General features: G+C 47.9%; 23 protein-coding genes, 1 tRNA gene and 1 other RNA gene. 5 read left to right on the top strand and 20 right to left on the bottom strand.

Annotated elements, in window-relative coordinates; translation table 11 throughout:
- Positions 1 to 55: 55 nt before the first annotated feature.
- The 4 genes from Q5741_RS19350 to Q5741_RS19330 all read right to left on the bottom strand — a co-directional run bounded on the left by Q5741_RS19350 (position 56) and on the right by Q5741_RS19330 (position 3,559).
- Positions 56 to 1,129: an SGNH/GDSL hydrolase family protein gene (locus Q5741_RS19350; RefSeq protein WP_305025755.1), complete on the bottom strand. Its 1,074-nt coding sequence runs from the start codon at positions 1,127 to 1,129 to the stop codon at positions 56 to 58.
- Positions 1,130 to 1,714: 585 nt separating this feature from the next.
- Positions 1,715 to 2,401, bottom strand: a complete 687-nt coding sequence (locus Q5741_RS19340; RefSeq protein ID WP_455430325.1) for a hypothetical protein — start codon at positions 2,399 to 2,401, stop codon at positions 1,715 to 1,717.
- A gap of 102 nt (positions 2,402 to 2,503) precedes the next feature.
- Positions 2,504 to 2,626, bottom strand: coding sequence for a hypothetical protein (locus tag Q5741_RS19335; RefSeq protein ID WP_305025754.1), 123 nt, complete (start codon positions 2,624 to 2,626; stop codon positions 2,504 to 2,506).
- 18 nt (positions 2,627 to 2,644) lie between these two features.
- Entirely contained in the window at positions 2,645 to 3,559 is a 915-nt protein-coding gene (locus tag Q5741_RS19330; protein ID WP_305025753.1) for a ParB/RepB/Spo0J family partition protein, read from the bottom strand.
- A gap of 536 nt (positions 3,560 to 4,095) precedes the next feature.
- Here Q5741_RS19330 and Q5741_RS19325 point away from each other — a divergent pair.
- Together Q5741_RS19325 and Q5741_RS19320 are read left to right on the top strand one after the other, a co-directional pair.
- A complete protein-coding gene (locus Q5741_RS19325; protein ID WP_305025752.1) occupies positions 4,096 to 4,359 on the top strand; it encodes an AbrB/MazE/SpoVT family DNA-binding domain-containing protein in 264 nt (87 codons plus the stop codon).
- A gap of 1 nt (position 4,360) precedes the next feature.
- Complete coding sequence (locus tag Q5741_RS19320; protein ID WP_305025751.1) at positions 4,361 to 4,759, top strand: type II toxin-antitoxin system death-on-curing family toxin; 399 nt, start codon at positions 4,361 to 4,363, stop codon at positions 4,757 to 4,759.
- A 780-nt stretch (positions 4,760 to 5,539) separates the two neighbouring features.
- Here Q5741_RS19320 and ssrA read toward each other — a convergent pair.
- From ssrA to rnr, 3 genes are all read right to left on the bottom strand, one after another.
- Positions 5,540 to 5,903, bottom strand: a transfer-messenger RNA (tmRNA) gene (gene ssrA / locus Q5741_RS19315).
- Between the two features lie 316 nt (positions 5,904 to 6,219).
- The gene (gene smpB / locus Q5741_RS19310; protein WP_305025750.1) at positions 6,220 to 6,699 is read right to left on the bottom strand and encodes an SsrA-binding protein SmpB; all 480 of its coding nucleotides are present in this window, start codon (positions 6,697 to 6,699) and stop codon (positions 6,220 to 6,222) included.
- 320 nt (positions 6,700 to 7,019) lie between these two features.
- Positions 7,020 to 9,620 carry a ribonuclease R gene (rnr, locus tag Q5741_RS19305; RefSeq protein WP_305025749.1) on the bottom strand — a complete coding sequence of 867 codons (2,601 nt, stop codon included), beginning with the start codon at positions 9,618 to 9,620 and terminating at the stop codon, positions 7,020 to 7,022.
- A gap of 340 nt (positions 9,621 to 9,960) precedes the next feature.
- On the opposite strand from rnr, the gene Q5741_RS19300 reads away from it, so the two are divergent.
- A complete protein-coding gene (locus tag Q5741_RS19300; protein ID WP_305025748.1) occupies positions 9,961 to 11,295 on the top strand; it encodes a hypothetical protein in 1,335 nt (444 codons plus the stop codon).
- Positions 11,296 to 11,390: 95 nt separating this feature from the next.
- Here Q5741_RS19300 and secG read toward each other — a convergent pair whose 3' ends face one another.
- From secG to Q5741_RS19265, 7 genes are all read right to left on the bottom strand, one after another.
- Positions 11,391 to 11,621, bottom strand: a complete 231-nt coding sequence (gene secG, locus Q5741_RS19295; protein WP_305025747.1) for a preprotein translocase subunit SecG — start codon at positions 11,619 to 11,621, stop codon at positions 11,391 to 11,393.
- Between the two features lie 185 nt (positions 11,622 to 11,806).
- The gene (gene eno, locus Q5741_RS19290) at positions 11,807 to 13,093 is read right to left on the bottom strand and encodes a phosphopyruvate hydratase (protein ID WP_305025746.1); all 1,287 of its coding nucleotides are present in this window, start codon (positions 13,091 to 13,093) and stop codon (positions 11,807 to 11,809) included.
- Positions 13,094 to 13,170: 77 nt separating this feature from the next.
- Complete coding sequence (gene gpmI / locus Q5741_RS19285; RefSeq protein ID WP_305025745.1) at positions 13,171 to 14,715, bottom strand: 2,3-bisphosphoglycerate-independent phosphoglycerate mutase; 1,545 nt, start codon at positions 14,713 to 14,715, stop codon at positions 13,171 to 13,173.
- 1 nt (position 14,716) lies between these two features.
- Positions 14,717 to 15,469, bottom strand: coding sequence for a triose-phosphate isomerase (gene tpiA / locus Q5741_RS19280; protein ID WP_305025744.1), 753 nt, complete (start codon positions 15,467 to 15,469; stop codon positions 14,717 to 14,719).
- A 20-nt stretch (positions 15,470 to 15,489) separates the two neighbouring features.
- Positions 15,490 to 16,671 carry a phosphoglycerate kinase gene (locus Q5741_RS19275; protein ID WP_305025743.1) on the bottom strand — a complete coding sequence of 394 codons (1,182 nt, stop codon included), beginning with the start codon at positions 16,669 to 16,671 and terminating at the stop codon, positions 15,490 to 15,492.
- A gap of 130 nt (positions 16,672 to 16,801) precedes the next feature.
- Positions 16,802 to 17,812 (bottom strand): type I glyceraldehyde-3-phosphate dehydrogenase, encoded by a 1,011-nt coding sequence (gene gap, locus Q5741_RS19270; RefSeq protein WP_305025742.1) that lies wholly within the window; start codon positions 17,810 to 17,812, stop codon positions 16,802 to 16,804.
- Positions 17,813 to 17,903: 91 nt separating this feature from the next.
- Positions 17,904 to 18,938 carry a sugar-binding transcriptional regulator gene (locus Q5741_RS19265; protein WP_305025741.1) on the bottom strand — a complete coding sequence of 345 codons (1,035 nt, stop codon included), beginning with the start codon at positions 18,936 to 18,938 and terminating at the stop codon, positions 17,904 to 17,906.
- A gap of 306 nt (positions 18,939 to 19,244) precedes the next feature.
- Here Q5741_RS19265 and Q5741_RS19260 point away from each other — a divergent pair.
- Both Q5741_RS19260 and clpP read left to right on the top strand, forming a co-directional pair.
- Positions 19,245 to 19,319: transfer RNA gene (locus tag Q5741_RS19260), tRNA-Arg, on the top strand.
- A 231-nt stretch (positions 19,320 to 19,550) separates the two neighbouring features.
- Positions 19,551 to 20,147 carry an ATP-dependent Clp endopeptidase proteolytic subunit ClpP gene (clpP, locus tag Q5741_RS19255; protein ID WP_305025739.1) on the top strand — a complete coding sequence of 199 codons (597 nt, stop codon included), beginning with the start codon at positions 19,551 to 19,553 and terminating at the stop codon, positions 20,145 to 20,147.
- Positions 20,148 to 20,200: 53 nt separating this feature from the next.
- Here clpP and Q5741_RS19250 read toward each other — a convergent pair whose 3' ends face one another.
- From Q5741_RS19250 to rapZ, 6 genes are all read right to left on the bottom strand, one after another.
- Positions 20,201 to 21,289 carry a PdaC/SigV domain-containing protein gene (locus Q5741_RS19250; protein WP_305025738.1) on the bottom strand — a complete coding sequence of 363 codons (1,089 nt, stop codon included), beginning with the start codon at positions 21,287 to 21,289 and terminating at the stop codon, positions 20,201 to 20,203.
- A 268-nt stretch (positions 21,290 to 21,557) separates the two neighbouring features.
- Positions 21,558 to 22,322: an SIMPL domain-containing protein gene (locus Q5741_RS19245; RefSeq protein ID WP_305025737.1), complete on the bottom strand. Its 765-nt coding sequence runs from the start codon at positions 22,320 to 22,322 to the stop codon at positions 21,558 to 21,560.
- Between the two features lie 156 nt (positions 22,323 to 22,478).
- Positions 22,479 to 22,748, bottom strand: coding sequence for an HPr family phosphocarrier protein (locus Q5741_RS19240; RefSeq protein ID WP_305025736.1), 270 nt, complete (start codon positions 22,746 to 22,748; stop codon positions 22,479 to 22,481).
- Between the two features lie 136 nt (positions 22,749 to 22,884).
- Positions 22,885 to 23,829 carry a DNA-binding protein WhiA gene (gene whiA, locus Q5741_RS19235; protein WP_305025735.1) on the bottom strand — a complete coding sequence of 315 codons (945 nt, stop codon included), beginning with the start codon at positions 23,827 to 23,829 and terminating at the stop codon, positions 22,885 to 22,887.
- A 5-nt stretch (positions 23,830 to 23,834) separates the two neighbouring features.
- Entirely contained in the window at positions 23,835 to 24,776 is a 942-nt protein-coding gene (locus Q5741_RS19230; protein WP_305025764.1) for a gluconeogenesis factor YvcK family protein, read from the bottom strand.
- Between the two features lie 60 nt (positions 24,777 to 24,836).
- Positions 24,837 to 25,736 carry an RNase adapter RapZ gene (gene rapZ / locus Q5741_RS19225; RefSeq protein WP_305025734.1) on the bottom strand — a complete coding sequence of 300 codons (900 nt, stop codon included), beginning with the start codon at positions 25,734 to 25,736 and terminating at the stop codon, positions 24,837 to 24,839.
- Between the last annotated feature and the right edge of the window lie 30 nt (positions 25,737 to 25,766).

The following is a 25,766-nucleotide window of genomic DNA, read 5'->3' as shown; positions in this document are numbered from 1 at the left end:
TATTACCTTGTTAGCACCTTATTACTTCCTTAATTAGCGCCTTATTACTATCTTATTACCACTTCATAAGCTCCTTAATGTGAGCAGTCAGCCTGTCGGCTGCTTTTCGATGCGTGATCTGGGAGGGATGCCAGTCGGCCCCATATCCGTCTTCAGGCAGCTGTACGTCAAACTTTATAACAGCGATATGCGTATCGCCGGTCTGCTGCGTATAGGCATTAACTGCCCGTTCTACATAAGGATAGAGACGGTCGCCCATGATCCCCAGCGTACATAGGATTTGTGCCTCTGGATTATGAGTTCTAACGGTTTTCAGGAATTCCATATACTGTTCTGCGTATTCTGCTTGTCTTACGGCATCGTCTTTAGCATAAGAATCATCATTGGTGCCCAGATTAATAACGATCAGGTCCGGCTTAAATGCAGCGAAATCCCAGCTGACCGTTTGCGGAGACACCTTACCGTCAAATTTCCCTTCAGACTTGCCGACTTTATCGTAATAATCCGGCACCAGATGTGTAGTCAGCTTCTGGTCATTATCCGTATAACCTGAAATAATACCGTAGCCGCTGAACGAGACCATGCTGTAATCTGCCTGCAGCTGCTGCGTCGTCAGATAGGCGTACGCCTTGGTCACATCCTCTGTGCTGGTCGAGAAAGATTGCAGCTCGTTCTCCGTATCTACCCCGTAACCACAGGTGATGGAGTCGCCGATCACTTCGATTTTATGTATACGGTCCGGCGTAGGCTTGATTCCACTCTGGGCATCCACCCGGATTTCCTCAATTCCCACCGTCGACATCGGCGCCTCGGACAGCTTGATGATCTGTACGGTGACATCCTGATCCGCTACGCTCTCGAACACGGTATAGATTTTCACCGCTTCATTCACCAGGTCATCTATCACCCTTTCTCCGTTTACTTCAATGGCGATTCTGGCATGATTATGATCACCAAGCGCAATCTGATCTCCTTTTAGAGTGATTTCTGCTCGCTTGCCGTGGAATGAAAACTCCACCCCGCTTCCGGACAGGGCCAGCCACAGCACATCGTTGTAGTAATGGGTCCGGCCGATAATTTTAACATTTGCCTTTGTGGCTTTGAAGCTTTGTACTGCTTGTATGGACATAGAAAAGTTCCTCCTTGAACATTCACCTAGTAACGCAATATTTCTGCATGACATCTAAATTAAAATGATAGACTCGTTGAGAAACCGTTTTCGATTCTCTTATTATTATAGTTATGATGGATTCTGTCTAGTCAAAGCAGCCAATCGCTTCAAATATAAGGCGATTGGCTGCTTCATTCCTACGAGATCTTCAGCTTTATTAAATCGGGCCTGACTTCTGCAACAGACGTTGTATCATTACTGCCACCTCAGCGCGTGTAACATACGATTTAGGGGCTAGTGTCGAACTTCTTTGAAAGGAGAAAGCAAAAACGGACACCGAATGGTGTCCGTCTTTCATTTCAAGTATGGAGGCGAGGGGAGTCGAACCCCTGTCCGAAGATAACGACACATAAGCTTCTACGGGTGTAGTCACAGTTTTGATGTCACCCTATCAGGCCCCCCGTCACCGGATCCCGATAGGGCCAGCCTGTATAGGTGTTTAAAATAATATATTACAGAGGACTATATCAATTCGCCTAAATACTTCGACTATAAAACCTGTAAGCTGAGCAATATACACGAAAATTCAAACTTGACCGATGCTTAAAGAAACTCATTTAAATATTCAAGTTTTATAGCAACCTCTGCCTTGAGATTATTTAAATGGTTTAACAATTCATCGGCATCCTGTATATTTTTAGCATCAATTTGATTTATGTTGATTAATGCATTTTTTATTTTAACTTGATGGGTCTTTAATTTGCTGCTGCCTACTACCTTATCCACTATATTCTCTTCTGTAACATCTGAAAATCTTAAGTTAATGTTTACTAAAAACGTTTTAATCTGTTCATCGCTTAACGTACGAATTAACATTTCATTTTTTAGATCATTAACTGTTACTAGTCCTAATTCAATTTTTCTTAACATAGTCACTCTAATTAAGTCCATATTAAACCTTTGAACTAAGTCATTTTTAAATTTATCAAGCTTTTCTAACCAAATTATTAAATAGTATAAAGCAAATAAAGTATATACACCATTTGCTAATTTATCTTCTATTTCAGAATGCTGGTAGTATTGAAAAACTTTCACTCTAACTGCAATCTGTTTATTGTCAACACCCATTTTCTTAGCTAATTCATGAAACGAGCATTTGTCCCACATGATCCACATTTCATAGGTATATTTAGCCCATTCATACATGCTCCAATCAACTTTACCACCCTGGACAGAGCCAAGACGTTCAAGTTCCTCTTCCTCCGATTTTGGTTCTCTAACAAGAATCACAGGTATTTTCTGTACCCCTAATTTCCTTGCGGCATACCATCTTCTATGCCCAGATAAAATAACATGTTTTGTCTCCTTTAAATAACATGTTATTCCAGACTCTCATCCCTTTTCTTTAATAATTCTCTGCATATCTTCTGTTCTAGTTGAATAGTCTTGTCTCGGATTTAAAGGGTTGGGTATGACATCTCCAAGTTTAGCCCATACTAAATTAATTTTATCCATAAAAATCCATCCTAAGTATCAATTTTCAACCATATCAAATAGTTGATTTTCTTTAAGTTCTATTTCCTTTAATAATTTATTGAGCTCTTCTTTCAAATTACCTGCTTCGTTTTTGGTTCGGCATTCTATAAGACGAATTTCATCTATTATCATTTTGACATTTAACTTATTCTGAGTTACATCAACTTCATTATCTACTTTCAATAATTCCAGTTCAAATTGGCAATCTTGCAACTTTTTATTAATATCAGTAAGAAACTCAAGAATATCCTTAGAACAAGCTGATGTTACAAAAATATTATCGATAGCTATCTTACTATTGAAACATCTATTCTCATATTTTTTTAACATTTGTTTTCTGATAAGCTCTTCACCCATCGATTGGTAAAGTTCAAAATGATGCTTCTCCACCCTCTTGATCCATTTAAGAATATAATCCAACATAGAAAGAGAGTACATACCGTTTGAGAGCTTATCCTCTATTTCAATTCTGGGATAAAATTTATATACACGTATACGAGATCCCACCAAGCTTTGACTAATACCCAACTTATTCGCTAATTGTGAATATGAAGCCTTACCTGAATTCTTCCAAATATCGTAAGTATATTTGGCCCACTCATAAGGTGTCCAATCTACTTGACCTCCCTGTATTGATCCAAGGCGATCTAATTCTTCTGCATTATTCTCTGGGGCTTGGACAATATAAACAGGCACCTCTTTTTCATTCATTTTTTTAGCCGCATGCCATCTTCGATGGCCGGATAATATTATATAATATTGTCCTTTTCTATAGCACGTTATAGCTTCAGCCCAACCTTTTGATCTTAATATTTCCTGCATCTGCTCGGATTCGATAGAGTGATCTCTTCTTGGATTCATTGGATTAGGAATTACTAGATCTATAGCAACCCAAGCCAGATATGCTTCCATTAATTTTGCCTCCGATAACTTATTATTTTCCACCTCGATATTTTAGCAGGTTACATCGCATCCATATATGTAAAAAATAAAACAATAAATCCTCTAATTTACAAAAAGCGCTTTTTACTTTAATTTTATATTTTGAGTTTGTAGTAAATTATTTCATTTCAATGATTCTTGACGAAGTTAATGAAAAAATAACCGTATCAAGATCATGTTTTCTAAAAAATAGTGACAAGAAAAATTGAAGACAATATTTGTTTTTCTTCTCCTGTCAGCAAGAGCTTAAAAATAATCTTTTAAATTATTTATGTTTCATCCTATCTACTAACGCAAAAAGTTCACCTCTAAAGGTGATGTCTTTGCTGGCATGTATGGAGGCGAGAGAAGTTGAAACTCTGTCCGAAGACAAACGCCACATAAGCTTCTACGGCTTTTTAGTTCTTACCTGAAAGGGAGGTCTGCATCTTTTCCTAGTTTTATTAGTGTTCCAATGAATGTATAATTGTAATAACGGTTGAATAGTATAATAAGGAGAGATATGAATGGGAAAGGTGATTGAAATGGAACGAAAGGTAACAAAATTCGGTAATAGCCTCGGTATTACAATGACCGAAGCGTTGAAGCAAATTGGTCTTGGCCTTGGAGATACAGTGCATATCGATGTGAAAGAATCTGATGGAGAAATTATTATTCGCAAAACCAATAAAATTGTTTTACCTGCTGGGATAAGTTCTGATTTCCTCGATACATTGTCACAAGTCATGGACCAGTATGATGAGACATTAAAGGGTCTAAAGGATCGTTGAGATGGAAATCCGTTATTTAACCGTCCAAGAGGTCGTCGCAATCAATGTCGCTATGATACAAAAATACAGTCCTGGAGAACATATCGGAGTCAAAGATAGCGGTCTATTAGAATCTGCTGTAACTCGTCCGCAATCGTCGGCTTTTGGTGAGGAGGCTTACCCTTCCTTATTCGAAAAGTCGGCTGCTTTATTTCAATCATTAGGGCAGAATCACCCCTTTCATAATGCAAACAAAAGAACCGCCTTTACGGCTCTTGTTATCTTTTTGAAAATTAACGGTTACCATTTCATTATGGATCACAAAAAGGCTGAGGATTTTGTTGTGGATATGGTAAACCATAAATATGAATTTCACGAGCTTAAAGCTCTGATTCAGCATCATAGCAGAAAGGTGCGATAAGAAAACGTCTATCGTCTTAATCTCAAAAAAGACAGACAGCATTTTATAATTTCTGATTATCTTAAGCAAAAACCCCGCTCAGTGAGCGGGGTTTTATGTATAGGCAACGCCACATAGGTTTCTGTGTAGTCACACAGTTCTGTTGTCACCCTAAAGCATTGCAAGCAATGCTGGCATCGTAAGCGATACCCTATCGCCCCGTAACCGGCTTTACGTTGGGTCAGCCTGATTGTCTTCTTCAGCTAGCCACAGGCGGAGACTAGACATCGTATCCCAGTGGTTTAAAAACTTAAGCCCCATAGTTTAAATTACAACCTTATTGACTGTATTATTGTTATAACGGTTGAATAAGATGATATGGCGGAAATTTAATGAACGGGATGGTTCGGATGGAGCGGAAAGTGAGCAAATTCGGCAACAGCCTTTAAAAAATTTAACGCAGTAAATAGCAATGTGATATGTGAAGAGATTGTGACATAATCAAAAAAATAAAAAAGAGTGTGGAATATGAAAAAAATATTATTGGTTTGTATGATGATAATGTTGATGCTAGCATCGGCTTGTGGAAATGTTGAAATGACATATCCATATAGCCTAAACAAAAGGCTATCTTGTTATCAGAGGCAACTATTTTTGAGCTAAAAAATACTAATTAAACCGTCACCTTTTGGTTTATGGTTGGGTAGTCCTCCATTTTACCAGAAGAGTGGTTTCTTTTGACGAAATGAAAAGAGGGTGTCCCTCAGTCATCTATCATGACTTTTGGGACACCCTCCTTACGTATGGAGGCGAGGGGAGTCGAACCCCTGTCCGAAGATAACGACACATAAGCTTCTACGGGTGTAGTCACAGTTTTGATGTCACCCGAGTAGCGCCCCGTAACCGGCTCTACGTTGGGTCAGCCTGATTGTCTTCTTCAGCTAGCCCCAGGCGGAGACTAGACAGCATATCCCACTAAAGTTGAGCCCTCATCCCGGTACATGGGCGATACAGAGCGAGAGCACGCTCACAGGTTATTAAGCTGCGAAAGCGTAGTTGTTTTGTTGTTTGCCATTTAATAGGCTTTAGCGTTGATGAAGTGGACGCGTCCCCACTACCCGCTACTCATGCTCGAACTACCCCCGTCGAATCCATAAACGCCCCCTTAATATAAAAGGGCCTCCCGGATTAGTACGGATCTGAGGAGCATAAGCGCAACAGAACCTATTTCCGCATCCTTCCTCCATGAAAGGATGTTAAGAAGCAATATCTGAACAGCGATCCAACTCAGCAGCTGAATCGTTGTTACATTCATAGTATAGCATATCATGCAGCAGAATGATATATACGCACAGTATATATCGCAGCCAGATCAGGCAGGAATCTCCTTGCCAGCCGCTGTCTTCCTTTGCAGGATAAAAAGCAGCCACTATCCCACTACGTACATCCTTTATACCCGCTGCCCTCTAACCTGAAACGGATTATCTGGCGATCTTCTGCTTCTCGCGCAGTGCACGCTGGATATCACGCTGTGCATCCCGCTTCGCAGCGGATTCACGCTTGTCGTACTGTTTCTTACCCCGGCCGAGACCGAGCAGCAGCTTGGCATAACCATTGCGCACATACACTTTCAGCGGCACAATTGTATAGCCTTCCTGTTTGGCCAGGCCGTACAGCTTGCGGATCTGCTCCTTATGAAGCAGCAGCTTGCGCGTACGCGTCGGGTCTTCCGGATTGCTCCGGTTGCCCTGTTCGAACGGGCTGATGTGCATATTATGGACAAAGACCTCACCATTACGGATCGTGGAGAACGCATCCCCAATATTCGCACGCCCGTTGCGCAGTGATTTGATCTCCGTACCGGTCAGCACCATCCCTGCCTCGTAGGTGTCCTCGATAAAATAATCATGGGAAGCCTTCTTATTCTGGGCGAGAACTTTCCCGTCTGCTTTTTTCCCCATGAACCTCACCCCAATCTCATACGAACTAGAAGTTAATTGTAACAAATCAGCATCGGCAAAAGCAAGGAATCCAACGGTGTCTAAGGGGCAATCGCGCGGAAAAAACAGCTTAAGCCGCTCCTTCCACGTCAATAGCTTACCCGTTCATGGTAAGAATCAAACAACAGGGCCCGCCGCAGCAGACTATACACCACACCCTAAACTGTACTATCATGCCCATTAAAAATGGCGGCCCGCTCCAACAGGGAGCGATACCGCCATGATCTCAAGCTGGCATCCTGGTCTGTTCGTCTATGCGTCAGCCAACTTCTCCAGGCAGCTTATTTCTTCTTCTTGCGCACGAACGCTGCTGTGCCATTGCCTGCGCTGCCTTTGCCCTTGCTCTTCCGCTTGCGGGCCGGACGACCGCCGGTCACATCATTGCCCGGCGTTGCCGCTTCGCCAATGAAGATGCCGCTCGCGGACGTGTTCTTGCGGCGCTTGCCTGGCGCGCCGCCTTTGGAGCTCTCGACCGGCGAGCTGTAGCCGCCCTTGCCGGAGCCAAACCCGAAACCGCCGCCACCGCTGCCCGCGGCGGTTCTTCCAACTGCTGGCGCCTCGCTGCCGCCAGCAGAACCACCCGGCCGGCCGCCACGGCCGCCGCCGTTCTTGCCGCCGCGTGCCTCGCCGCTGCGGCTGCCTTTACCGCGGCCGCCCTGCTCCCGGCCGCCGCCGCCCTTGCCGCGGGCTCCGCCTTCGCGGCTTGCACCCGCGCTGCGCGGACGGCCGCCACCCTCACGGCGCGGCTTCGCATCCAGCAGCTCGAAATCGATCGTGTGGTCATCCATGTTGACCCGGGCCACACGAATCTTGATCTCATCGCCGATGCGGTATACTCTCGACGTCCGCTCCCCGATCAGTGCCATATGGCGCTCATCGAAGTGATAGTAGTCGTCATTCAGAGCGCTTAGACGAATCAGGCCCTCCACCGTGTTCTCCAGTTCGATGAACATCCCGAACCCGGTCACGCTGCTGATGATGCCGTCGAATTCTTCGCCGACCTTGTCCAGCATGAACTCAGCTTTCTTCATCTGCTCAGTATCCCGCTCTGCATCCACCGCTACACGTTCACGCTCGGAGGACTGCTGGGCGATATCCTGCATCCGTGAAGTCAGGTACTCTTGGCGCTCCGGCTTCAGGGCGCCGCCGTTCTCGATAACTTCCCGGATCACACGGTGAATGACGAGGTCCGGGTAACGGCGAATCGGAGAAGTAAAGTGGGAGTAATACTCAGCCGCCAGGCCAAAGTGGCCTGTGGACTCGGAGTCATACTTCGCCTGCTTCATGGAACGCAGCATCATCGTACTGATGACCGTCTGCTCCTTGGTTCCCTGAATCTCTTCCAGCAGAGTCTGCAGTGCACGCGGATGCACTGAATTGCCGCGGCCTTTGATATGATGGCCGAAGTTAGCTGCGAACGCCATAAAGTTCTGCAGCTTCTCCTGATCCGGGTCCTCATGGATCCGGTAGATGAACGGAACCTTCAGCCAGTGGAAATGCTCGGCCACGGTCTCGTTCGCCGCCAGCATGAATTCCTCAATAATCTGCTCAGCAATCGTACGCTGTCTCTTGACAATATCCGTTGGCTTGCCATTCTCATCCACAATGACCTTGGCTTCGTCAAAATCAAAGTCCACCGCTCCCCGGCGCATCCGGTTATTCCGCAGCTTCAGCGCCAGCTCCTTCATCAGCTGGAAGTCATCGACCAGATCCTTGTAGCGCTCCAGCAGCTCCGGCTCTTCGCCTTCAAGGATTTTGCGAACATTATTATATGTCATCCGCTCCTTGGTCTTGATCACACTGGTGAAGATATCGTGCTTCACAACCTTCATCTGCTCATTGAATTCCATCTCACAGGACAGCGTTAAACGATCCACCTGCGGGTTCAGGGAACAAATGCCATTGGACAGGCGGTGCGGCAGCATCGGAATAACCCGGTCGACCAGGTAAACACTGCATCCCCGATTATATGCTTCCTGATCCAGCTTGGAATTCTCCCGCACATAGTAACCAACGTCGGCGATATGAACACCCAGGCGATAATGCCCGTTCGGCAGACGCTCTACGTTAACGGCATCATCAAGGTCTTTGGCATCTTCACCATCGATCGTCACGATATTTTTACCGCGCAGATCCCGGCGGCCCTGCTGTACAATTTCCTCTTCTGTAATGGAATCCGGTGCCTGCTCCGCTTCTTCCATAACATCTTCGGGGAAATGCTCCGGCAGCTGATGTTTACGGATCACGGATAAAATATCAATACCCGGATCATCCTTATGACCAAGAATCTCGATCACTTCACCTTCAGCCGCGGCGCGCCCTTCCGGGTAGCTGACGATGCGTACAACGACCTTCTCCCCGTTCACGGCGCCATTGAAGCCTGTACGCGGGATAAAAATATCGCGGTTGATCCGCTTGTCATCCGGCAGCACGAAACCATAGACCTCATGGCTCTGGAACACCCCTACTACCTGCAGCACCGCCCGCTTGGCAATCCGCACAACCTCACCTTCCAGACGGCCGCCGGAAGGACCTTGAGAGGTCACCTTCACGAGCACCGTATCCCCGTTCATGGCCCCCTTTAGGTCATTGGCATTAATGTAGACGTCGGGATGCTCCCGGTCTTCCGGAATCAGAAAAGCGAATCCCTTCGCATGACTCTGCAGCCGGCCGCGAACCAGATCCATACGCTCTGGAACCCCGTAACGGTTCGTACGCGTCAGGATGATACTGCCTTCCTCCTCCATGCTGTTCAGCAATTTCAGAAATTCCTTGAACTCTGCCGCATCATCGATCCCGAAATGCTGCTCCAGTTCCTGATATGTCATCGGTTTATAAGCAGTTTCCCGCATAAACTCCAATAATTCTTGTTTGGTTGTCATCTTCATTTCACCTCGGGCGACTGAAAATAATCTTCAGCTCTATTATAGATGTGTATACCCACACCGTTTTTATTTTGTAAAAAAAGGATCGAATCCTCCCATTTCCTAGTATACTCATACCCTAGTATACACGAATTTAATCCCGGACATCCTTCGCTTCCTAAATAATCATTTTCCATGAAAATGAATAGTTATACAGGTCTGTTTTTCCAGACTCAGAATTTGTCTTATTTATGCTAACTTCGTTACCTCAGCACCATTTTAATTAAAATGTTCGGAAATTGCTCAAAACAGCAGGAAAAACAGCGGCTTAGCCAGAATTGTTAGACCTGCTATCCTTATGACAGAGAAAGGTGGAAATATGGAAAGTGCTCAATCGTTCACAGACCATCGCAACAAACTTTTGATTAAACTTGCATGGGGCGTTACCCTCTTAGCCGTTCTGGCTAATCTGATGCAAAGCACAGTTACCTCGTACACCCTTATTTTAGCTTCAATTTTTGCAATAGGATGCTCTGTGGTCACCTTCCTGACCTACCAGAGAAAGGGCCGTCCCTGTGTCAGCTACCTGACCGCCGTGGTCTTGACCCTCGTCCTGTTCTTGTCGATCTCCTGCCAGAACCAGCATGCCCTTCTTCTGTATCTGCTCACCTTTGTGAACACCGCTGTTCTCACACTCTCTATGAACTACAAGCCGATTCTGCTCACAGGGGCTCTTAACATGATGGTCACCTACAGCCTGGCATGGCTGCCCAATCTACACGACAACATTCTTGGGGAGATTTCCCCCAACTACTTCGGTCTGATTCATCTCTGTCTCTCCCTGGTGCTCGGTACATCGGCATACGAACATGCAAGAGTTCAGCAGCGGATCTGGAACAAGCAGAAGGAAAATCTAAATCTGCATTTGACCAGCGAAGCACTGGTGGAGAATCTCAAAGTTTCTGTGGAAAACCTGTATCATCTCAGCCGGAATCTTCAGGAGCGTGTCCTCCTGGCAGGCAGGGCTTCCGATCAAATCTTCTCCTCCTTCAACAGCTTGACTTCTGCTATCTCCGAACAGGCGAGCGCAGTGGATATGGACGATGCCATCCGCGGCACAGGACATCACTTCTATGAGTTGATTGACCACTACACCCGCCTGCGGGACTCGTACAAGCTTGCTTCCGAGCTCGGACATGAGAGTCAGCGGAATCTGCATTTAATTGAGGAGCGTGTACAGCAGACACTTTACCTGCTCAGCCGCTCCCGCCAGACATTAATCGGATGGACAAGGAACTCTAACCGATGGGCTGCCGAATTTGGCGGAAAGGAGGGGCCATCTTCCTTGTATGAAAGCGACCTGTACCTGCATCGAGGAAATGACGTACTGCAAACTGCGTTTGACGAGGTGCTCCGCATGAAGGAACAGCTTCAGCAGCTGGCCAGTCACCATGCACAAGCTGAATGCCAGGCTGTCCAGATGGAAAATTCTTTTCACAAGGTTCATGCCCATTACATGCGGGTCTCCGTGGAGCTTAGCAATATCTCGAACGCCGCCGTCTTAAGCACAAGTAATCTGGAAGCGATCAAACAAGACATGGAGTTTAACAACCAGGAAATCAATAAGATCATCCATCATTACCGCGAGATGAGTGAGCTGGTCCAATGCGTCAAGGCCCGTACTTTGTCCTGATGCCCTAGTTGGATAAGACTACCAATCCAAGTTATTAAAAAAGAGCCTCCGTTTCCAGGAAACGAAGGCTCTTTTCATGGGTATACCCAAACGTATTAAGCAAAAACAGCAACAAGAATCGCAGTAATCATAAAGAGTGCAGCTATAACAACCGTAGTACGCTGCAGGACAAGGTCCATACCGCGTGCCTTCGTCTTACCGAAGAGATGTTCCGCTCCACCGGAGATGGCACCGGAGAGACCCGCACTTTTCCCCTTCTGCAGAAGGACAACAACGATCAAAGCGACCGAGAAGATCACGAGCAGTATTTTCAAAAACATATCCAAGAATTCCACCTCCCAAGCGAAATCATCACTTCGTTTATATACACATTCACTGCAGAAAAATCAATCCGCTCGTACATAAACAGTATTTTTATTGTAACACACGCCTATGGCGAACACAATCATTACTGTATGAAGCACAAAAAAAGGCAGGCCATCGAACGGCCTGCCCGGATGCCAGAGGCATCTTATTTTTTGAGGTTGTAGAAGGATTGAAGACCTTTGTATTGAGCCAGTTCACCCAGTTGATCTTCGATACGAAGCAATTGGTTATACTTCGCAATACGGTCTGTACGGGAAGGTGCACCTGTCTTGATCTGACCTGCGTTCGTAGCAACCGCGATGTCAGCAATGGTGCTGTCTTCGGATTCACCGGAACGGTGGGAGATGACTGCAGTGTAGCCTGCACGTTTCGCCATTTCGATCGCGTCGAATGTTTCTGTCAGCGTACCGATTTGGTTCACTTTGATCAAGATGGAGTTACCGATACCTTCATCGATACCTTTGGACAGACGCTCAGTGTTCGTTACGAACAGGTCGTCACCAACCAGCTGGATTTTGTCACCCAGTTTCTCAGTGAGCAGTTTCCAACCTTCCCAGTCGTCTTCGGAGCAGCCGTCTTCGATCGTAACGATTGGGTACTTATCAACCCAAGAAGCCAGCAGATCAACAAACTCAGCGGAAGTGAAGGATTTGCCTTCGCCTGCCAGAGTGTATTTACCATCTTTGTAGAATTCAGTGGAAGCTACGTCCATACCCAGCAGGACATCTTCGCCTGGCTTGTAGCCGGCTTTCTCGATAGCTTCCATGATGGAAGACAAAGCATCCTCATTGGAAGTGAAGTTTGGTGCAAAACCGCCTTCGTCGCCAACAGCTGTGCTCAGGCCTTTGCTGCTCAGTACAGATTTCAGGTTGTGGAAGATTTCCGCACCCATACGCAGACCTTCTTTGAAGGATGGAGCGCCAACTGGCAGGATCATGAACTCTTGTACGTCCACGTTGTTGTCCGCATGCTCGCCGCCGTTTACGATGTTCATCATAGGAACTGGCAGCTGCTTCGCGTTGAATCCGCCAAGATATACGTACAATGGCAGGTCCAGAGCGTCCGCAGCAGCGCGTGCTACTGCCATGGAAACTGCCAGGATCGCATTCGCACCCAGCTTGCCTTTGTTAGGTGTTCCGTCCAGAGCGATCATCAGTTTGTCGATACCAAGCTGGTCCAGCGCGTCCATTCCGATCACTTCTGGAGCGATCGTTTCGTTCACATTCTTCACTGCGTTCAGAACGCCTTTACCCAGGTAACGGGATTTGTCACCATCGCGAAGCTCAACCGCTTCGTGGGCACCTGTGGAGGCACCGGATGGTACAATAGCGCGGCCGATTGCGCCGGACTCCAGATATACTTCAACTTCGATAGTAGGGTTGCCGCGGGAGTCGAGGACTTCGCGAGCGTACACGTCAGAAATAATAGTCATTGTACAAATCTCCTTTAAATGTATGTTTGAGCACGACAGTCTGTTGTACATGCTGTTTAGTTCCAGTTTACAGCGAATCACTTGCGGGATGCAATCATGGACTGACCCGTCATTTCCGCAGGCTGCGGAAGCTGCATCAGGTCAAGCAGTGTTGGAGCCACGTCAGCCAGAATACCGCCATCACGCAGCACCACATTCTCATCTGTGAGGATGAATGGCACCGGATTGGTTGTATGCGCTGTGAATGGACGTCCCTGCTCATCAAATTCCATATCTGCGTTACCGTGGTCGGCGATAATGATGGCTACGCCGCCTTTGGCGACAACGGCATCCACTACGCGTCCGACACATTCATCCGTCACTTCTACCGCCTTGATGGTTGGCTCCAGCATGCCGGAGTGCCCTACCATGTCCGGGTTGGCGAAGTTCAGAATGATCGCATCGTGATTCTCTGCTTCAATTTCTTTGACACAGGCATCAGCCACTTCGTAAGCACTCATCTCAGGCTGCAGATCGTAAGTAGCAACTTTTGGCGAATTGATCAGAATACGAGTTTCACCAGGAAGCTCAACATCACGGCCACCGCTAAAGAAGAACGTTACGTGCGGGTATTTCTCCGTCTCGGCAATACGCAGCTGCTTCTTGTTGTTCTGAACCAGCACTTCACCAAAGGTGTTGTCGAGGTTCTTCGGCTTGTAGGCTACATAACCTTCCACCGTCTCACTGAAGAGCGTCAGACAGACAAAATGCAGGCCTGTCGGGAACTTCGGTCCACGTTCAAAGCCGCGGAAGTCGCTGTTCGTGAATACCTGGGACAGCTGGATCGCACGGTCAGGGCGGAAGTTCAGGAAGACTACAGAGTCTCCGCTCTCCACCAGACCTACTGGCGTACCATCTGCTTTCACAATCACTGTAGGCTCTACGAACTCATCAAATACCGACTTCTCGTAAGACTCGGTCAGAGCCGTAATTGGATCCGTATACTGCGGTCCGTCACCATATACGATAGCGCGGTAAGATTTCTCTACACGCTCCCAGCGCTTGTCACGGTCCATCGCGTAGTAACGGCCTTGAACCGTAGCTACTTTACCGATACCGACTTCGTCGATCTTCGCAAGCAGCTTCTCCATGAAGGCTTTTCCAGTATCCGGAAGCACGTCGCGTCCATCCATGAAGGCATGAATGTAAACTTCGTCCAGGCCTTCGGTTTTAGCCATGTCCAGCATCGCAAACAAGTGGTCGATATGGCTATGTACGCCGCCGTCAGACAGAAGGCCGTACAAGTGAAGCTTCTTGCCCGTGTTCTTCGCGGAACGAACGGCTTCAAGCAGGGTCTCGTTCTGGAAGAACTCCCCGTCACGAATGGATTTCGAAATCCGGGTCAGATCCTGATACACAATCCGGCCTGCGCCGATATTCAAATGGCCTACTTCAGAGTTGCCCATCTGTCCATCCGGCAAGCCTACCGCTTCTCCGCTCGCTGTCAGCGTGGAGTGCGGGTATTTGCTCATATAGCGGTCATAGTTGGGCTTCTTGGCCTGTGCAACCGCATTGCCTTCCACTTCTTCACGAAGCCCGAAACCGTCCATAATAATCAGGGCTACAGGTCTTGGTGCAGTCATCTTACTTCGCCCCCTCAACAAGCGCAATGTAAGAAGCTGGCTGCAGGCTTGCACCGCCAACCAGTGCGCCGTCGATGTCACTTTGACCCATGTATTCAGCAACATTCTCTGGCTTCACACTGCCGCCATACTGAATGCGTACTGCATTACTGACATTCTCGTCATACAGACCTTTTACAACACTGCGGATATAAGAGATCACTTCGTTCGCATCTGCGGATGTAGATGATTTGCCTGTTCCGATCGCCCAGATTGGCTCATAGGCAATGACTACACGGGCAGCCTGATCGGCAGCAAGACCTGCGAATGCCGCTTCGGTCTGAACCTTAACCACATCTTTGGTTTGGTCCGCTTCACGCTCTTCCAGCTTCTCGCCTACGCATACGATCGGCACCAGATTGTGTCTGAAGGAAGCATGAACCTTCTTGTTCACAGTCTCGTCGCTCTCGGCAAAATATTCGCGGCGCTCGGAATGTCCGATGATTACATAATTCACACCGAGGTCTTCCAGCATACGTCCGCTGATTTCGCCGGTAAAAGCGCCGTCTTCAGCAAAGTGCAGATTTTGTGCACCAATTTTGATGCTTGTTCCTTTAACAGCTTCAACCAGAGCAGGCAGGTTCGTAAATGGTGCACAAATGACACTCTCCACGCCTTCTACTTCAGCTTTGCCTTTGATATCTTCGATAAATGCCTTGGCTTCCGGAACCGTCTTAAACATTTTCCAGTTGCCCGCAATAATTGGTGTTCTCATACGGTTCAACTCCTTCGATCTTACTTATCGTTCAGTGCTACAACGCCTGGCAGTTCTTTACCTTCCATGAACTCCAGGGAAGCGCCGCCGCCAGTGGAGATATGATCCATTTTGTCAGCCAGGTGGAACTTCTCAGCTGCTGCCGCGGAGTCACCGCCACCGATAATGGTGTAAGCTTCTGTTGTTGCACAAGCTTCAGCCACTTGGCGTGTACCGTTGGAGAAGGGCTCGATTTCGAATACGCCCATAGGTCCGTTCCATACCACAAGTTTGGAATTTTTGATGACCTCAGCGTAGATTTCACGAGTTTTTGGACCGATATCCACGCCTTCCCAATCCGAAGGAATGCCGTCGATGCCCACGATTTGAGTGTTTGCAGTAGCACTGAAATCATCAGATACTACGATATCAACTGGCAGGTAGAAGTTTTTGCCCAGCTTCTTCGCTTTTTCAATGAAACCGAGTGCCACGTCCAGCTTGGACTCATCCAGCAGGGATTGGCCTACTTCATGACCTTGAGCCTTCAAGAAAGTGTAGGACAGACCGCCGCCGATGATCACGTTGTCTGCCAGGTTCAGCAGGTTATCGATTACATCGATTTTGTCCTTAACCTTGGATCCGCCGATAATGGCTGTGAAAGGACGGTCAGGGTTAGACAGCGCTTTGCCCAAAACAGCCAATTCCTTCTCCATGAGCAGACCGGATACAGCTGGCAGATAATGAGCGATACCTTCTGTGGAAGCATGTGCACGGTGTGCAGCGCCGAAGGCGTCGTTCACGAATACGTCAGCCAGTTCAGCGAAAGCTTTTGCCAGTTCAGGATCGTTTTTCTCTTCGCCTGGGTAGAAGCGAACGTTCTCAAGCAGCAATACGTCGCCGCTTTGCAGCTTTTCTACCTGGGCTTTAACCGCATCACCGATCGCTTCGTCTGCCTTCGCAACAGGTTTGCCCAGCAATTGGGACAGACGCTCTGCAGCAGGTGTCAGACGCAGGGAATCAACGAATTCACCCTTCGGACGGCCCATATGGCTTGCAAGAATGACTTTCGCGCCTTTCTCGATCAGGTAGTTAATCGTTGGCAGCGTTTCACGAATCCGCGTATCATCCGTAATTTTACCGTCTTCGAGCGGCACGTTAAAATCTACACGCACGAATACCTTTTTACCGTTTAATTCGATGTCACGTACACTTTTTTTGTTCATCTCCATGTTCCTCCATACCCAAATAAAGTGATGAAGCTGTGTGGCCGGAAGGGCCGATAGCACGATCATAGATAAAGAGCGGAAACAAATTTGGCTGTTTCCGCTCTATGATACTGCTGTCAGGGTGCTATTACTTCGCGAGTTTAGCGAAGTGCTCCAAAGTACGAACCAATTGAGCAGTGTAGGACATTTCGTTGTCGTACCAAGCTACAGTTTTAACCAGCTGCTTGTCGCCGACAGTCAGAACTTTAGTTTGTGTAGCATCGAACAGGGAACCGAAAGTGATTCCTTTGATGTCGGAAGATACGATTTCGTCTTCAGTGTAGCCATAAGTATCTGGATCGGAAGCTTCTTTCATCGCTGCGTTGATTTCTTCAGCAGTTACTTTCCTGTCCAGAACAGTTACCAGCTCAGTCAGGGAACCTGTAGGAACTGGAACACGCTGTGCAGCGCCATCCAATTTGCCTTGCAGTTCAGGGATAACCAGACCGATCGCTTTAGCAGCACCAGTTGTGTTAGGGATGATATTCTCAGCAGCTGCACGGGCACGACGGAAGTCGCCTTTAGCATGCGGAGCATCCAGTGTGTTCTGGTCGCCAGTGTAAGCGTGGATTGTAGTCATCAAGCCTTCTACGATCCCGAACTTGTCGTTCAGTGTTTTTGCCATAGGAGCCAGGCAGTTTGTTGTGCAAGATGCACCGGAGATTACTGTTTCAGTACCGTCCAGTGTGTCATGGTTTACGTTGTAAACGATGGTTTTCATATCGCCTGTAGCTGGAGCGGAGATAACCACTTTCTTAGCTCCACCTTTCAGGTGCTTCTCGGCAGCTTCCTTCGTTGTGAAGAAGCCTGTGCACTCCAGAACGATGTCTACGCCAAGCTCGCCCCAAGGAAGCTCTTCAGGGTTGCGGTTAGCCAGAACTTTAACTTCTTTGCCGTTAACTTTGAAGAAGCCGTCATGAACTTCTACTTCGCCTTCGAATTTACCTTGAGTTGTATCATATTTGAGCAAATGAGCCAGCATTTTGGCGTCTGTCAAGTCGTTGATTGCTACTACTTCAATACCTTCAACCGCTTGAATACGGCGGAAAGCCAGGCGACCAATACGTCCAAAACCGTTAATACCTACTTTAACACTCATTCGTAATTCCTCCTAAAGGTGTAATCATATTTGTTATTTATTCAAAACAAGTCAATAAGACTTGTCATGACAACCAGATTAGTGCTTGGGTTCAGGCCAGGTTCTTCACAATTTCGTTAGCTGCCGCTTCGTCTGTGACGAGGATGTCTTCATGACCAAAACGCAAAACAGAATGAATGGAAGCCGCTTTGCTCCGGCCGCCGGCAATACCGATGACCACTTCAGTGCGCATAATATCCTCCAGCCGTAAGCCGAGAGTCAGCATTTTGTGAACTACAATACCCTGGTCGTTAAAATAGTATCCGAATGACTCGGCAACCGCGCCATCCCTGGAGATCTGCTTCACCGCTTCAGGATCGAGCCGTCTGCGTCTTGCCATCTCCATGGCGTCCCCGATGCCGTGAACGATAATCCGGCATTCCCGGATAATCCGGACAATCTCCTGTATGGTCTGGTCCTGGACGAGCGATTCATACGCATGCTCGCTCAACAGATCAGGTACATGAAGCAGCCGATACTGGGCGCCTACCTTCCTTGCCATGGTGGATGCAATAGTGTTCGCCTGTGTTTCCAGGCTCTCTCCCAATCCGCCCCGTGCTGGAACGAACCAGCCGCCCTTCATCGGACTGCTTGCTGCCGGGAGGGTTAATTGATCCGCAACCTCCGCAATGGTAGTGCCTCCGGTTACAGCAACGATATCATCATTACTCATGACGCTCAGCAGAGCCTTCGCACCCGCACGACCAAGCTCCCGCTTGGTAAGAGGATTACTGTCGCAATCACCAGGAACAACCACTACTCTGCGCAGACCGTAAGCCTTGCTAATCTGCTCTTCCAGATCGGATAATCCGAACAGCTCGCCGGCAATAGGATCGAGGTGATCCAGCAATTCCCGTCCTGCCTCGCTGATCCTCATACCCACACTCTCAATCTCGATCAGGCCCTGGGCCTTCAACAAGTCCGTCTCCGCTCGGAGTACCCTCTCGGTCATATCGAGCGAAGCAGCCAGTGTTCTGCGCCCGATCACATCGGAAAGCAGGATCTGGTGCAGTATGGTGTACCTTTTTTTCAAAACATCCACGAGATCAGGCAGAAGCTGCTTCTGTATTTCCAATATATTTCGCATGCTTTCCACTCCTGCAGGCTTCTAATTCCTAGTCTCTCTTGTTTAATGTTCATTAATGGTGGCCTCAAAATGTCCCGGGCTAACTTTTTAAGTCCCACAGTTATTTTAACTAATAATGGCTTCTTATGCAAGTGTTCCGACCCTATATTTCTCAATGAACTTTAAGAATATGCATGATCCCTCTAAATAAGGAAAAAGTCAGCTGGCTTATGTACCGATGAGACCCAATTTAACGTTGATTAGAAGGATGCTTGCTTTTTATGTAGGGATGTTCTATAATCATCGTTGTGTCCAATATTTGAATACGCGCCCGTGGTCCAATGGATATGACGTAGGCCTCCGGAGCCTGAGATCGAGGTTCGATTCCTCGCGGGCGCGCCATTAATAACATCTTCTATAATGTTTTAACCAATGAGACCCGTTTGGGCTCTTTTTTTTCACTAAAAGTTTGACTTTCTTTGACTTTTTGTTTGAAATTGTTTATGATGTGGGTAATACGGTAACAGTTTTAATGCAGGGTGTTTTCAACTGTTCTGTGTAAGCTGCACCTGACGGCTGAAGAACGCCTTTAAATTGAAGTACATCGAACTATTTTAAGGGAGGTTTTTTAAAGTGAGCTATATTCCTATGGTCGTCGAACAAAGTAACCGTGGAGAACGCGCTTATGACATCTACTCCAGACTGCTGAAAGACCGCATCATCTTCCTCGGAAGTGACGTGAATGACGTGGTGGCCAATTCCATCATCGCTCAGATGCTCTTCCTGGCAGCAGAAGATCCAGAAAAAGACATTCATTTGTATATTAACAGCCCTGGCGGTTCCATTACAGCCGGTATGGCGATTTTTGATACCATGCAGTTCATCAAACCTGATGTATCTACCATCTGTGTAGGTATGGCAGCATCGATGGGTGCATTCCTGTTGAATGCAGGTGCCAAAGGCAAACGTTTTGCCCTGCCTAACAGTGAGATCATGATTCATCAGCCGCTGGGCGGCGCTCAAGGTCAAGCGACGGACATCGAAATTCGTGCCCGCCGTATCCTCAAAATGCGTGACAAGCTGAACCATATCTTGGCTGAACGTACAGGCCAGCCATTGGAACGCATCGAGAAAGATACGGACCGCGACTACTTCATGACAGCTGAAGAAGCTAAAGCTTATGGTCTCGTAGACCAAGTGCTGGAGAAAACGCCGCCTCAAGGCGTATAATTGCTGAAAGACAAAAAGCCGAATCGCTTAGCGATTCGGCTTTTTATTTTGTTTTACTGCAGCCCAGGGAATGGCTTCGTGCCCTTTGGCAGCACACTGCTGAATTGGAACGGGAACTCAGGGAAACCCGCTGCGTATGGCGTGTATTCGTACAGCTGGAAGAACAGCACGATTCCGTTGTTGTTAACATAGAAATCCGGGTCCGCATCGAGCTTCGTGAACTCTCCGAAGTTTAGATCGGCATACTCCCCTTTTTTGAATTGCAGGGTAATTTCTTTGTTCAGCAGAGCCATTGTGGCTGGTGAAGAACCGATCACATCGGTCAGTTTCATTTGGGAACCGTCTTTAAGGTTAAATGTATAACCCTGACGGTAGGTCATCCCATGAGCTCCGCCAGTAAAACCATAGTCCTCCATCAGCAGGCTCAGCACACCATTCTTATTGTAGGTCACCAGATACATGCTCTCAAAATCATAAGTCATGCCGTCCCGGGGTGCTCCTGCTTCCGCAAGCTGCTTGCGGGCATCGGCGGCCACGTTCTCTGCATGCTTCTTTAATGCATCATTGATTTTTTTCTCCGCCTCCGGAGAGGTCAATCCGCTCACCTGCGGGTAATTAAGCTCGATCGTACCATTCTTGGCATTTTGTTTGATCTGAGCCGGCTTGATTTGAATGTCATTCTGTACGGACGGAGACATCGCCAGCGATTTTTGGGCCGCATTCCAGCTTCCCTGCACCCCCAGGTAATCTCTCAATGCACCGAATGGAACGTAAAGTCTGCCGTTAACATTCTTGCTCTCGTACTCTTTGAGATAAAATTGGTTAATAAACAATCCACCGTAATCCAAGCTCAACTGCTGATTGCCTGCATCCAAATTGTAGGATTTCTCTGCAGCATTATAAGTCAGTCTCCATCCGAGTCCGTCACGCAGTGCAGTAACCGGAATGTAGGTTGTCCCGTTAATCAGCAGCCCCTGACCCTGCAGCTTCTTGCCGTTCCATGATAGGGATACTGGTGTCTGCTTCACACTCTGTTGTACAGCCGCTGCGAAAGCAGGTGTACTTTCTAAAAATCCGAATCCTGTAGTTAAAACGCTGGCTGCGAGGACGGCCGTGCTGATCTTTTTCATTGATGTTCTCATGAATTCAACTCTCCTTTGGGCTGGAAGCATTATATTAAATGATAATTTCGCTTAGTACTCACATGTTCTAATTATACAGACTCTTATCCGGTCATGATTAACAAACCGCTGACAATATTGATACCCTCTTCAGGGATCCTATGACAATTCTTAAACCATTTTCTCTCTGCTGATTGCTTGGTGGATTGCCGGCTTGCTGAGTTTTTTTGCTATATCAAGGGATACAAAAAAGCGCTCCGGCCCTCCGGAACACTTCTCTTCATCCAGCTTATTTCATTTCATATTGAACATTAAGCAAGGTGCTGATGATGACCTGACCGGGCTGAGCCTGTGTCGCACTGCCTGCGGAGCTGGCCGTATCATAACTCATTTTCATGTTAGCCTCACTCATAGTAATAGGCACTGCTGCGCTGCCCATATCCACATTCAGCACAATGCCTAACTGGCGTTTCGCCGCCTTAGCGATTGCGCCCGCTTTCATATCCGCATTCGCCATCGCTTTGGCAATGACCTGCTCTTCGTACTGGTCCGGGTTCTCTACAGAGAATTTTACGTTACCAATACTGTTGGCACCCGCAGCAGAGACGGCATCCAGCAGCTGGCCCACTTTGGTTAGATCCCGGTAATTCACGCTCAGAGAGTGGTAGGCCGTGTAGCTCTTCAGCTTTTGTCCTTCTTTCTCATTGTAAGTGTAGTTGGGCTGTACGTAGAATTGATCCGTCCGAATGTCATCACCAGAAATTTTCCATGTATTTTTCAGTGCGTCATTAATTTTGGCCATCTTCGCCGCTACCGCTTTTTGTGCTGATGCTGCGGTTTCCGCCTGTGCCTGCACGCCGATCGACAGATATGCAATATCCGGCTTCACCTTCAGCTCACCCTTGCCTGAAACGCTGATTACATTACGTTGTACATCCTGCAGCTCTGCAGCGTAAGCCGGTGTTCCGCCCAGCAGTGCAGATACTCCCGTTCCTCCCACAAGCAGTGTTCCTGCGACCAGTATTGTTCCTGCCATTCTGCTCATTCTGTTCATACCCTTGGCCTCCCTAGACTTGATTGTTATCAGTTTGTACTTACTAGACGGGAGGTTATCCAAAAGGTTGCAGAGCGAATGCCTAATGATCTAAATTTTCGGCAAACCAAAAAAAGCCCCCGAAGGGACTTTTCTGTATTGCTGCAGACCAGCTGTTTATTGGTTTTCGAGTTCCTCTTTGCTAACCAGGCTCACTAAAGCGTTTACAGCCTGTTCGGCATCCGCGCCTTCAGCACTGATCTGGATTTCCGTACCGGAACTGATAGCAAGGCTCATAATGCCCATGATGCTTTTCGCATTTACTTTCTTGTCGTCCTTCTCTACAAATACTTCAGAAGAGTACTTATTGGCTTCCTGAACGAACAAGGCTGCAGGTCTGGCATGCAGGCCCGTCTTCAAACGGACAACTACCGGGTGCTTTGTCATGAAATAGATTACCCCCTCTTCAGAAATCTGGACATTCTTTACACATTTTATTTATCACATTATACCATTATACCATGACGGAAACTAGAAGAAAAAAGTAAACATCCCGTCCCGTTCGGTATCAGGCCCCCGATGATCAGGAAATAACCCCATTCTCGGAGCGGATCTTATCAGCCAGCTCATCGATCTTGCGCAGCCGGTGATTCACACCGGACTTGCTGACCGTTCCCTTGAGCAGCTCGCCAACTTCCTTAAGATTCATGTCCGGATGTGCAAGACGTACCTCGGCAACCTCCCGAAGCTTGTCAGGCAGAGTCTCCAGGCCTACTTCCCGCTGAAGCAGCTTAATATTCTCGATCTGTCTTACTGCTGCACCAATCGTTTTGTTCAGGTTCGCCGTTTCACAGTTGACGATCCGGTTCACCGAATTCCGCATATCCCGCATAATCCGCACATCCTCAAACTTGAACAAAGCCTGATGTGCACCGATAATACTGAGCAGCTCGATGATCTTCTCGCCTTCCTTCATATACAGAATAAAACCCTTTTTGCGCTCGATACAGCGTGCATTCAGATTGAACTCGTTAGCGAGCTCAACCAAGGCCTGGCAGTGCTCTTCATACATCGAAGCAATCTCGAGATGATAAGATGAGCCTTCCGGGTTATTCACCGAACCACCAGCCATAAATGCCCCACGCAGATAAGCCCGCTTGCAACAGTTTTTCCTTACAATCTCTTGATTAATCCCGTCATTAAACAAAAAACCTTCCGATACAATGTACAGGTCTTTGAGAATTTCCTGCACCCGGGTTGGAATCCGTACGATATAGACATTGTTTTTTTTCAGACGCATCTTTTTTCGTACGAGCAGCTCGGTATGCACCTGGAAGTGTTTCTTAATCAAGGTGTAGATCCTTCTTGCAATCGCGGCATTCTCTGTGGATATGTCCAAAATAACCTTCTTGTTCGACAGCTGAACCGAACCGAGCATACGGATCAGAGCAGACAGCTCCGCCTTCTCGCAGCAGGGCTCGCTCTCGATCATCGTCAGTTCTTTTTTAGTCTGTGCCGCAAACGACAAGGGACTCACCTCTTTCTTAAAATCCAGTTCTGCACCAGCTGATAAATATGCTGGCTGAGCTTATCAGCATCATGCCGCAGGTAGGTCCGGAACAGCACCAGTGTGTCGGCAATGACCTTATAACCCTGCTCGGTTAGTTCATCCATATCCAGTCTTACCGGCTTCGCGCCCTTCTCCGCATATTTGCGGATAACCTGATTCGGAATTTCACCGTTATTCACGATGACATAATCAAACAGGGAGTGGCCGACGTGCTCGGTAATGGCCTGAAGGTGATCGCCCACAGAATAATGGTCGGTCTCGCCCGGCTGTGTCATAACGTTGCACACGAACATCTTAATAGCATCCGATGCAAGGACGGCCTCTGCCAACTGCGGAACCAGCAGGTTCGGCAAAATGCTTGTATACAAGCTTCCCGGGCCGATCAGAATGGCATCTGCCTGCTGAATAGCCTCAACAGCCTCAGGCAACGGCTCCACGTGAGCCGGTTCAAGGAACACGCGTTTGATGCGCCCGCGAACGGCGGTAATCTTGGACTCGCCGCTTACGATCGTTCCATCGCTCATCTCTGCATGCAGGGTGACTCCTTCACCAGCAGCCGGAAGCACCTGTCCCCGTACGGCGAAGACCCGGCTCAGCTCCCGTACCGCGGTGACGAAATCCCCAGAAATATCCGTCATTGCAGCCAAAATCAAGTTACCCAGACTGTGTCCGGCCAGGCCGGAGCCTGTGCTGAAACGGTACTTCAGCATATCGGACAGCAGCGGCTCGACATCCGCCAGTGCGGTCAGCACGTTGCGGATATCGCCTGGCGGCGGCATCTGCAGTTCATTGCGCAGAATGCCGGAACTGCCTCCATCGTCAGCTACCGTAACAATGGCCGTGATATCCAGCGGTTTCTGCTTCAAGCCCCGCAGCATGACGGACAGCCCCGTGCCTCCGCCCATTACTACAATACGCGGACGTTCTCTTTGTTGCACCGCCACGTTTCATCACTTCACTTTCTCTTAATGCCGGTCGCGGTCCGCATCCCGGTGGCTCACGGTTACCGATTCCGTCTCACTGGCCCCCAGCATTTTGCCCAGATACTCGGCAATCGCTACCGAACGGTGCTTGCCGCCCGTGCAGCCGATCCCGATAATAACCTGGCTCTTCCCTTCATTCCGGTACTGCGGAATCAGAAAATGCAGCATATCCAGCAGCTTGGTCAGGAAGGTCTGGGTCTCCGGCCACTTCATAACATAATCATATACATCACTATCTTGACCGGTGTTTGGACGAAGATGATCCACATAATGCGGATTTGGCAGGAAACGTACGTCAAAGATCAAATCTCCATCAATCGGGATTCCGTACTTGAAGCCGAAGGAGGTAATATTGACAGACAGAAGGCTGCTTTCCAGATGGGAGAAGCGGGAAATGATCCGCTCCTTCAGTACAGCCGGCTTCAGCATGCTTGTATCAATCACCTGGGTCGCTGAATTCTTCAGCTCCTCCAGCATTTTGCGTTCCAGACGGATACCGTCCAGCGGCATGCCCTCCGGTGCAAGCGGATGACGCCGGCGGCTCTCCTTATAGCGCTGGACGAGCACGCTGTCGGTCGCATCCAGGAATAAAATTTCGGAATGAATGGTAAAATGATGTTTGATATAGCTTAATGATTCAGATAAGGCCGTAAAAAATTCGCGTCCGCGCAGGTCAATGACCAGCGCCACCTTTGCAATTTTACCCTTCGACTGCTCAATCAGCTCCGCAAACTTGGGAATGAGCACCGGCGGCAGGTTATCGACACAAAAAAAGCCAAGATCCTCGAGACTTTGCACAGCAAGTGTTTTGCCTGCCCCGGACATCCCCGTAATAATGATGAGCGTTGCGCCCGGCGTCTGCGATATATTGCTTTCAAGCATGGACTTTCCCTCCCCAGTCATAAGTTCGAT

This window comes from Paenibacillus lacisoli, from assembly GCF_030580655.1.
Taxonomy (GTDB): Bacteria; Bacillota; Bacilli; order Paenibacillales; family Paenibacillaceae; genus Paenibacillus; species Paenibacillus lacisoli.
Note: the sequence above shows the minus strand (reverse complement) of the source record. Positions and strands in the feature narration are given on the sequence as shown.

Excerpts from the sequence above, each read along its gene's own strand:
- gpmI (WP_305025745.1), bottom strand. The coding sequence starts at position 14,715 with ATGACTGCACCAAGACCTGTAGCCCTGATTATTATGGACGGTTTCGGG.
- Q5741_RS19330 (WP_305025753.1), bottom strand. The coding sequence starts at position 3,559 with ATGGAAGCATATCTGGCTTGGGTTGCTATAGATCTAGTAATTCCTAAT.
- Q5741_RS19240 (WP_305025736.1), bottom strand. The coding sequence starts at position 22,748 with ATGACAAAGCACCCGGTAGTTGTCCGTTTGAAGACGGGCCTGCATGCC.
- rapZ (WP_305025734.1), bottom strand. The coding sequence starts at position 25,736 with ATGCTTGAAAGCAATATATCGCAGACGCCGGGCGCAACGCTCATCATT.
- Q5741_RS19275 (WP_305025743.1), bottom strand. The coding sequence starts at position 16,671 with ATGAACAAAAAAAGTGTACGTGACATCGAATTAAACGGTAAAAAGGTA.
- smpB (WP_305025750.1), bottom strand. The coding sequence starts at position 6,699 with ATGGGGAAAAAAGCAGACGGGAAAGTTCTCGCCCAGAATAAGAAGGCT.
- Q5741_RS19300 (WP_305025748.1), top strand. The coding sequence starts at position 9,961 with ATGACAGAGAAAGGTGGAAATATGGAAAGTGCTCAATCGTTCACAGAC.
- Q5741_RS19250 (WP_305025738.1), bottom strand. The coding sequence starts at position 21,289 with ATGAGAACATCAATGAAAAAGATCAGCACGGCCGTCCTCGCAGCCAGC.
- Q5741_RS19350 (WP_305025755.1), bottom strand. The coding sequence starts at position 1,129 with ATGTCCATACAAGCAGTACAAAGCTTCAAAGCCACAAAGGCAAATGTT.
- tpiA (WP_305025744.1), bottom strand. The coding sequence starts at position 15,469 with ATGAGAACACCAATTATTGCGGGCAACTGGAAAATGTTTAAGACGGTT.
- Q5741_RS19335 (WP_305025754.1), bottom strand. The coding sequence starts at position 2,626 with ATGGATAAAATTAATTTAGTATGGGCTAAACTTGGAGATGTCATACCC.
- Q5741_RS19325 (WP_305025752.1), top strand. The coding sequence starts at position 4,096 with ATGGGAAAGGTGATTGAAATGGAACGAAAGGTAACAAAATTCGGTAAT.
- eno (WP_305025746.1), bottom strand. The coding sequence starts at position 13,093 with ATGACTATTATTTCTGACGTGTACGCTCGCGAAGTCCTCGACTCCCGC.
- gap (WP_305025742.1), bottom strand. The coding sequence starts at position 17,812 with ATGAGTGTTAAAGTAGGTATTAACGGTTTTGGACGTATTGGTCGCCTG.
- Q5741_RS19245 (WP_305025737.1), bottom strand. The coding sequence starts at position 22,322 with ATGAACAGAATGAGCAGAATGGCAGGAACAATACTGGTCGCAGGAACA.
- Q5741_RS19230 (WP_305025764.1), bottom strand. The coding sequence starts at position 24,776 with ATGGGCGGAGGCACGGGGCTGTCCGTCATGCTGCGGGGCTTGAAGCAG.
- rnr (WP_305025749.1), bottom strand. The coding sequence starts at position 9,620 with ATGACAACCAAACAAGAATTATTGGAGTTTATGCGGGAAACTGCTTAT.
- Q5741_RS19265 (WP_305025741.1), bottom strand. The coding sequence starts at position 18,938 with ATGCGAAATATATTGGAAATACAGAAGCAGCTTCTGCCTGATCTCGTG.
- Q5741_RS19320 (WP_305025751.1), top strand. The coding sequence starts at position 4,361 with ATGGAAATCCGTTATTTAACCGTCCAAGAGGTCGTCGCAATCAATGTC.